This is a genomic window from Dehalococcoidia bacterium, from assembly GCA_028711995.1.
GTDB lineage: Bacteria > Chloroflexota > Dehalococcoidia > SZUA-161 > SpSt-899 > JAQTRE01.
Window position 1 is genome coordinate 1 of record JAQTRE010000153.1, and the last position, 6,721, is coordinate 6,721.

Consider the following 6,721-nt stretch of genomic DNA (forward strand, 5'->3'; position numbering starts at 1 on the left):
ATTGCTGCGTTTGCTGGTAGATGAGATAATCTACTATGACGATGGTCGGCTGACCATCAAGACCATCATCCCTCTCAATGATAATGTGCAATTGCATCCTGAAGCTCGGGGGATCGAGGGGGTTTAGTAAAAGCAACGGGCAGATCGCTCTTAGCTCAGGCATTCTGGAAGAAGGATTACCATTATGATCGTCGGAGAAAGAAAACCGTTCACAGAAATCAAGGCGATGCTTGAGGGCTACAAAAAGGTGCTTATATTGGGATGCGGCACCTGCGTCAGCGTGTGTCTGGCCGGAGGCCAGAAGGAGGTTTCTCTTCTAGCTTCCCAACTGCGGATGGATGCCAAATTTCGCCAGACAGGGATGGAAATAGCCGAGAACACTCTCCAGCGCCAGTGTGACCGGGAGTATATCGAGTCGATTGTGGAGCAAGCTCGAAACTTCGATGCGGTTCTTTCCATGGCTTGCGGAGCAGGAGTACAACTGCTGTCGGATATGTTGATACCGCTGCCTGTGGTTCCCGCTTTGAACACAACCTTTCTTGCCGTGGCCGATCGGGAAGGCACATGGCTGGAACGATGCCGGGGATGCGGGGATTGTATTCTGGCCGATACGGGAGGAATTTGCCCCGTAGCTCGATGCGCCAAGAGCTTGTTCAATGGACCCTGCGGCGGCTCGAAAGAGGGCAAATGCGAGGTCTCGCCGGAAACGCCATGCGCTTGGCAACTGATTTACGATCGGCTCTCGGCCTTGGGGCAACTTCACAAAATGGATATTATCCAACCCATCCGGGATTGGAGGACGAGCGGCTCCGGGATTCCCCGAAGCATTGTCCGAGAAGATGCCATCGGTTTATCGTAGGGGCACAAGGCTCGACTCGCCCGGCGGTGTCATTCTGATGAGCCGCAGGCGAGGAAAAGAATCTGAAACTATCACTCCGGTGAAAACCGGAGTCCAGAGAGAGCATTATACAGATTTCGGCCTGCGCCGGAATGACGGGGCACTAACGGGAATGACAATCAGAAGATTTTTGTTTGGAGCATCATGAAAGCAGGAACGAACCTGGAAAAGGTACTGGAGAGCGGCAAATTCGCGGTGACAGCTGAAATCACTCCGCCAAAGGGCGTTTCCACCCGCATGGTGGAAAAACTAGCAGCAGCAATCAGGAATTCGGTTGATGCCGTCAATATTGCCGATAACCAATCTGCCATCGTCAGAATGTCCAGCATCGCCGGATGCGTTATAATGAAGCAAACAGGGGCAGACCCGATATTCCAGATGACCTGCCGGGACCGCAATCGGATCGCCATCCAGAGCGATGTTCTAGGGGCAGTAGCGCTGGGAATCGGTAATATCCTCTGCCTTTCCGGGGATCATCAAACGCTCGGCAATCACCCCGGCGCTAAAGGTGTCTTCGATATCGATTCCATTCAGTTGATCCAGGCGCTTAAGGCAATGCGAGATGAGAGAAAGTTCATTTGCGGCGATGACATTTCGGGAGAGGTGCCTATCTTCATTGGGGCTGTTGAAAATCCCTTTGCCGATCCGCCGGAGTTCAGGATACAGAGACTGACCAAGAAGGTGAAGGCAGGGACCGATTTTATTCAGACACAGGCGATTTTCGATATCGACCGGTTTGCCGCCTGGATGAAGGAAGCGGAGGCTCGCGGATTGGATACGCAGACACATATTCTGGCCGGAGTCACCCCTCTCAGGTCGGCGGATATGGCTCGCCACATACAGGACCATGTTCCCGGCTCGAGGGTTCCTGATGAATTCATCCGCCGAATGGGAGATGCTGCCGATAGCCAGGCAGAAGGGGCAATGATCGCCATTGAGACCATCGAACAGCTCAAAAAGATACCCGGCGTTCACGGAATTCACATCATGCCTATGGACTGGGAGGAGATTGTGCCGATGGTGGTCGAGAGGGCCGGGCTTTTGCCCCGGCCGAGCCTGTCGTGAGTGAGTAGCTATGGCCAACAATGCGAACGGGAAGAAAATCGGGGCGGTGATGGTGGTCGGGGGCGGCATTGCCGGTATGCAATCGGCGCTGGACCTGGCCAACTCCGGATTTAAGGTCTACCTGGTGGAAGAATCCAGCGCTATCGGCGGACGCATGGCGCAGCTGGATAAGACCTTCCCCACCAACGACTGCTCCATGTGCATGATCTCGCCCAAGCTGATCGAGGTCAGCAAGCACCTCAATATCGAGATTCTGACCAACTCGCGGGTGCAGTCCGTCGAAGGTGATGCCGGCAACTTCAGCGTCAAAGTGCAAAGGAGTCCGCGTTATGTCAATACAGAGAAATGCACCGCCTGCGGCGACTGCATCACCGCCTGCCCGGTCGATCTGCCCAACGAGTTTGAGCAAGGACTGAGCGAGCGCAAGGCTATTCACAAAAGATATCCACAGGCCGTTCCCAGCGCGTTTGCCATCAGCAAAGCGGCCCGCCCACCCTGCAAGATCACCTGTCCTGCCGGTTGCAACGGACAGGGATACGTTGCTCTCATTTCCAAGGGGGAATATACGGAAGCACTCGACCATATCAAGCAGTGGATCCCGCTTCCGGCTGTCCTGGGGCGCATTTGCCATCATCCCTGCGAATCCCGGTGCAATCGAAGTCAGATGGATCAGCCCGTGGCCATCGCTCCGCTCAAGCGCTTCGCCGCCGACATCGTCAGGCAAAAGAGGGTAACCGGAGAAGTCCCTCCACAGCCGAAATTACCTATTGATCACAATAAAGCCAAGGTAGCGGTGGTCGGCGCCGGGCCATCGGGAATCGCCTGCGCCTTCGATCTGCTGAAACTGGGTTACCCGGTAACCATCTTCGAAGCTGCTCCTCAGCCGGGCGGCCAGCTCTGGTCGAGCATCCCCAAATATCGCTTGCCCAAAGACATTCTGGCAGAGGATATTCAGGATATTATCGATCTCGGCATCGAGCTCAAGCTCAACACTCCCGTAAGCTCAATCGCCGACCTGAAAGCTCAGGGATACAAGGCAGTCTATCTGGGTATCGGCGCGCAAAAGAGCCGGGGGCTTCCCATTCCGGGAGCCGATCTGTCGCAGGTATGGCCGGTGCTGGACTTCCTCCGCGCCGCCAATCAGGGGCAGGATATCCAACTGGGATCGAAAGTCGTCGTCATTGGCGGCGGCAACACCGCGATGGATACCGCCCGCACGGCGGTCAGACTGGGCACCAAAGAAGTCCATGCCGTCTGTCTGGAATCTCCGCAAGAAATGCCTGCTCACTCATGGGAGATATCAGAGGCCGAGGAAGAGGGCATCCGGATTCACAACTCATGGGGCCCGAAGCAAATCATCGGTTCCAACGGCACGGTTTCCGCTATTGAGTTCGAGAAATGCACTTCAGTATTCGATAGCCAGAAACGGTTCAATCCGGTTTTCGATAAGTCGATCACCCAAAAAATCGATTGCGACACGGTGATCATTGCCGTCGGCCAGGCCGTCGACCTTTCGCTTTTGGAGAAAAACTCAAGCATCAAAACCAGCCCCGGCGGTTTTCTCGTTGCCGACCCCATCACGCTGGCCACTGATGAAAGCGGTGTCTTTGCCGGCGGCGACGCCGTCACCGGACCGAAATCGGCCGTTGAGGCCATCGCGCAAGGCCACGAAGCTGCCATTTCCATCGACCGCTTTTTGCAGGGAGCCGATCTGAGGGAAGGCCGTCAGAAGAGGAAAGAGGAAGGGGCGCCAATTCCTACCGGCAAACATCCCAAACTGGCCCGCACTCCGATCTCCAAATTATCGCTTGAAAAACGGATTTCCAGCTTCGAGGAGATCGAGTCCTGCTATACCGAGGAACAGGCCAGATTGGAAGCCGAAAGATGTCTGGATTGCGGCCTGTGCAGCGAATGTCTCCAGTGCGTCTCGGTCTGTCAGTCAAAGGCCATCGATCACACCGCCGGGGAGGAAATCGCCGAGATCAGGGTCGGCTCGATTGTGCTGGCTCCCGGATTTGATCCCTTCGATGCCGCCATCAAGGGCGAATACGGCTACGGCCGGATGCCCAATGTGGTCACCAGCATGGAGTTCGAGCGTATTTTGAGCGCCTCCGGTCCGTTTCAGGGACAGATACTGCGCCCTTCCGACACCAAACACCCGATCAAAATCGCCTGGATTCAGTGCGTCGGCTCCCGCGATGAAACCTGCGGCAAGGAATACTGCTCTTCGGTCTGCTGCATGTACGCCACCAAGGAGGCGGTCATCGCCCGCGAGCACAATTCCAGCATCCAGCCGACCATTTTCTACAACGATCTGAGGGCCTTCGGCAAAGGTTTTGAGTGCTATTATGAGTCGGCCAAAAAATCCGGCGTCCGATATATCAAAAGCATTCCAGCAACAGTCAAGGAGCTGCAGCAAAGCCATAACCTGATTCTGGAATACACCGGAGACGGTGGGAAGAAAGTCCAAGAGGAATTCGACATGGTGGTGCTCTCGGTGGGGATTGTGCCTTCATCAAGCGCCCGGGACCTGGCAAAAACACTGGATATCAGCACCGACAAATACGGCTTCTGCCTGACCGATGAGCTTACGCCCAATATCACATCAAGGACCGGGATATTTGTAGCCGGAGCTTTTGACACCCCGATGGACATCCCCGAATCTGTGATGAATGCCAGTAGCGCGGCGCTTTTAGCTTCACAGGGAATTGCCGAAGCGCGCGGTACTCTGGTTTCAGAGAAGGAATACCCGCCGGAGAAGGATTGCCGGGGGCAGGAACCGAGAGTGGGAGTCTTTGTCTGCCGCTGCGGAACGAACATCGCTCGGGTAGTCGATGTCACCTCCGTGGCTGAATACGCCAAAACCCTTCCCAATGTGGTCCATGCCGAGGAGAATCTCTACACTTGTTCCACCGATACGCAGAACAAGATCATCAAGGCCATCGATGAGCTTGGCTTGAACCGCGTAGTGGTGGCTTCCTGCAGCCCTCGCACGCACGAGTCGCTCTTCCAGGATACGTGCCGGGAGGGCGGAATCAACCAGTTCCTCTTTGAGATGGCCAATATCCGCGACCAGTGTTCCTGGGTTCATGCCACTCACATGCCGGAGGCGACGGACAAATCCAAAGACCTGGTACGAATGGCCGTTGCCCGTGCACGCACGCTTGAACCGCTGCAGCGATTCCCGGTGGCGATCCATCGGAGGGGATTGGTCATCGGGGGCGGTCTCTCCGGGATGAAGGCGGCTCTCGGTCTGGCGAGGCAGGGATTTGAAGTGGCCCTGGTGGAAAAGGACAATGATCTCGGCGGAAATCTGAGACATATTCACTACACACTGGAAGGATCCAATCCGCAGGCGCTGCTGGCTGCGCTCGTCGAACAGATCAACAGCGAGCCGATGATAAAGGTTTTCACCGGCGCGGAGATCAAGGATACCACCGGATTTGTAGGTAATTACCGGACCACCATTCGAACATCCGGCGGCAAGCTGGAAAAAGTGGATCACGGCATCGTCATACTGGCTACCGGAGCAGCAGAATACAAACCCGTCGGTGAATATGGCTACGGCCAGTCCGATCAAGTGCTCACACAGGTTGAACTGGAGGAGCGCATCGCCGAAAGCAGGGCAGGCCTAAAGAATCTGAAATCGGTGGTGATGATCCAGTGCGTCGGCTCGCGGGAAGAGGGCCACATGTATTGCAGCCGAATCTGCTGCTCTCAGGCGATCAAGAACGCCATCAAGTTGAAAGAGTCAAACCCTCAAACCGAAGTCTACATCCTCTATCGCGATATCCGAACCTACGGGATGAAGGAACTCAAGTACCGGGAAGCCAGGGACAAAGGAGTGACTTTTATCCGCTTCGATGCAGAGAGGAAACCGGAGGTAATCACAGAGAACGGGAATTTGAAAGTCCGGGTGTTCGATTCGATTCTGGGGATGGATATCCTGATCGATGCCGATCAGCTTGTCTTGAGCGCCAGCATTCGGCCTCGCGATGATGCGCCAGCCTTTGCCAGCAAACTAAAGCTGCCGCTAACGGCAGATGGCTTTTACATGGAAACTCACCTGAAGCTCCGGCCGCTCGATTTCGTCAGCGAGGGCATGTATCTCTGTGGACTGGCTCACTCACCCAAGTTCATCTCGGAGTCGATTGTCCAAGCCAACGGAGCGGTATCGAGAGCCATGACCATCCTTTCTCAGCCTCACCTCATGGCCGGAGGGATTGTGGCAGTTGTCGATAAGGAGCAGTGCATGGGATGTCTCACCTGCGTGCGCGTTTGCCCCTTTGATGTGCCGAGGATCAACGAGAAAGGTATTTCCCGGATCGAAGCGGCCGCTTGCCAGGGATGCGGCATTTGCGCCAGCTCTTGCCCCGGAAAAGCCATCAGTGTGCAACATTACAAAGACGAACAGGTATCGGCCAAAACAGCGGAGTTGCAGTCATCAGTTGTCAGTAATCAGTAGTCAGTAGAGGTGACCTTTGTGGTCGCCCGTTGAGAGTGCAGAGACACCTCTCTGCCCGGGGTTTGGGGGTGTCCCAAATCCAGTTATCAGTGATCAGTTGCCAGTGTTCGAGAGGGTGAAGGGATGCTTCCCTTCCAGGGGTTTGGGGGTGTCCCCCAAAATCAATTCTCTTCCCCCAAAGAGTTGGGGGATACAGGATGCAATTGTAGGAAATGCGGCATCCTTCTACCTACCAATAGTTCTGCATGCTGTGTTGACGAAGAAAAGAACCCGGTGAAGGCTATTTCACAACT

At 55.2% G+C, this 6,721-nt stretch carries 3 protein-coding genes; all 3 read left to right on the top strand.

Annotation, left to right across the window (positions count from 1 at the left end; all coding sequences use genetic code 11):
• The first annotated feature begins 184 nt into the window (after nt 1-184).
• The 3 genes from PHV74_14155 to PHV74_14165 all read left to right on the top strand — a co-directional run bounded on the left by PHV74_14155 (nt 185) and on the right by PHV74_14165 (nt 6,428).
• Nucleotides 185-859, top strand: a complete 675-nt coding sequence (locus tag PHV74_14155; protein MDD5095499.1) for a methylenetetrahydrofolate reductase C-terminal domain-containing protein — start codon at nt 185-187, stop codon at nt 857-859.
• 183 nt (nt 860-1,042) lie between these two features.
• Nucleotides 1,043-1,963 carry a methylenetetrahydrofolate reductase gene (locus tag PHV74_14160; protein MDD5095500.1) on the top strand — a complete coding sequence of 307 codons (921 nt, stop codon included), beginning with the start codon at nt 1,043-1,045 and terminating at the stop codon, nt 1,961-1,963.
• A 10-nt stretch (nt 1,964-1,973) separates the two neighbouring features.
• Nucleotides 1,974-6,428, top strand: coding sequence for an FAD-dependent oxidoreductase (locus PHV74_14165; GenBank protein ID MDD5095501.1), 4,455 nt, complete (start codon nt 1,974-1,976; stop codon nt 6,426-6,428).
• Nucleotides 6,429-6,721: the final 293 nt, after the last annotated feature.

Excerpts from the sequence above, each read along its gene's own strand:
- PHV74_14155 (MDD5095499.1), top strand. The coding sequence starts at position 185 with ATGATCGTCGGAGAAAGAAAACCGTTCACAGAAATCAAGGCGATGCTT.
- PHV74_14160 (MDD5095500.1), top strand. The coding sequence starts at position 1,043 with ATGAAAGCAGGAACGAACCTGGAAAAGGTACTGGAGAGCGGCAAATTC.
- PHV74_14165 (MDD5095501.1), top strand. The coding sequence starts at position 1,974 with ATGGCCAACAATGCGAACGGGAAGAAAATCGGGGCGGTGATGGTGGTC.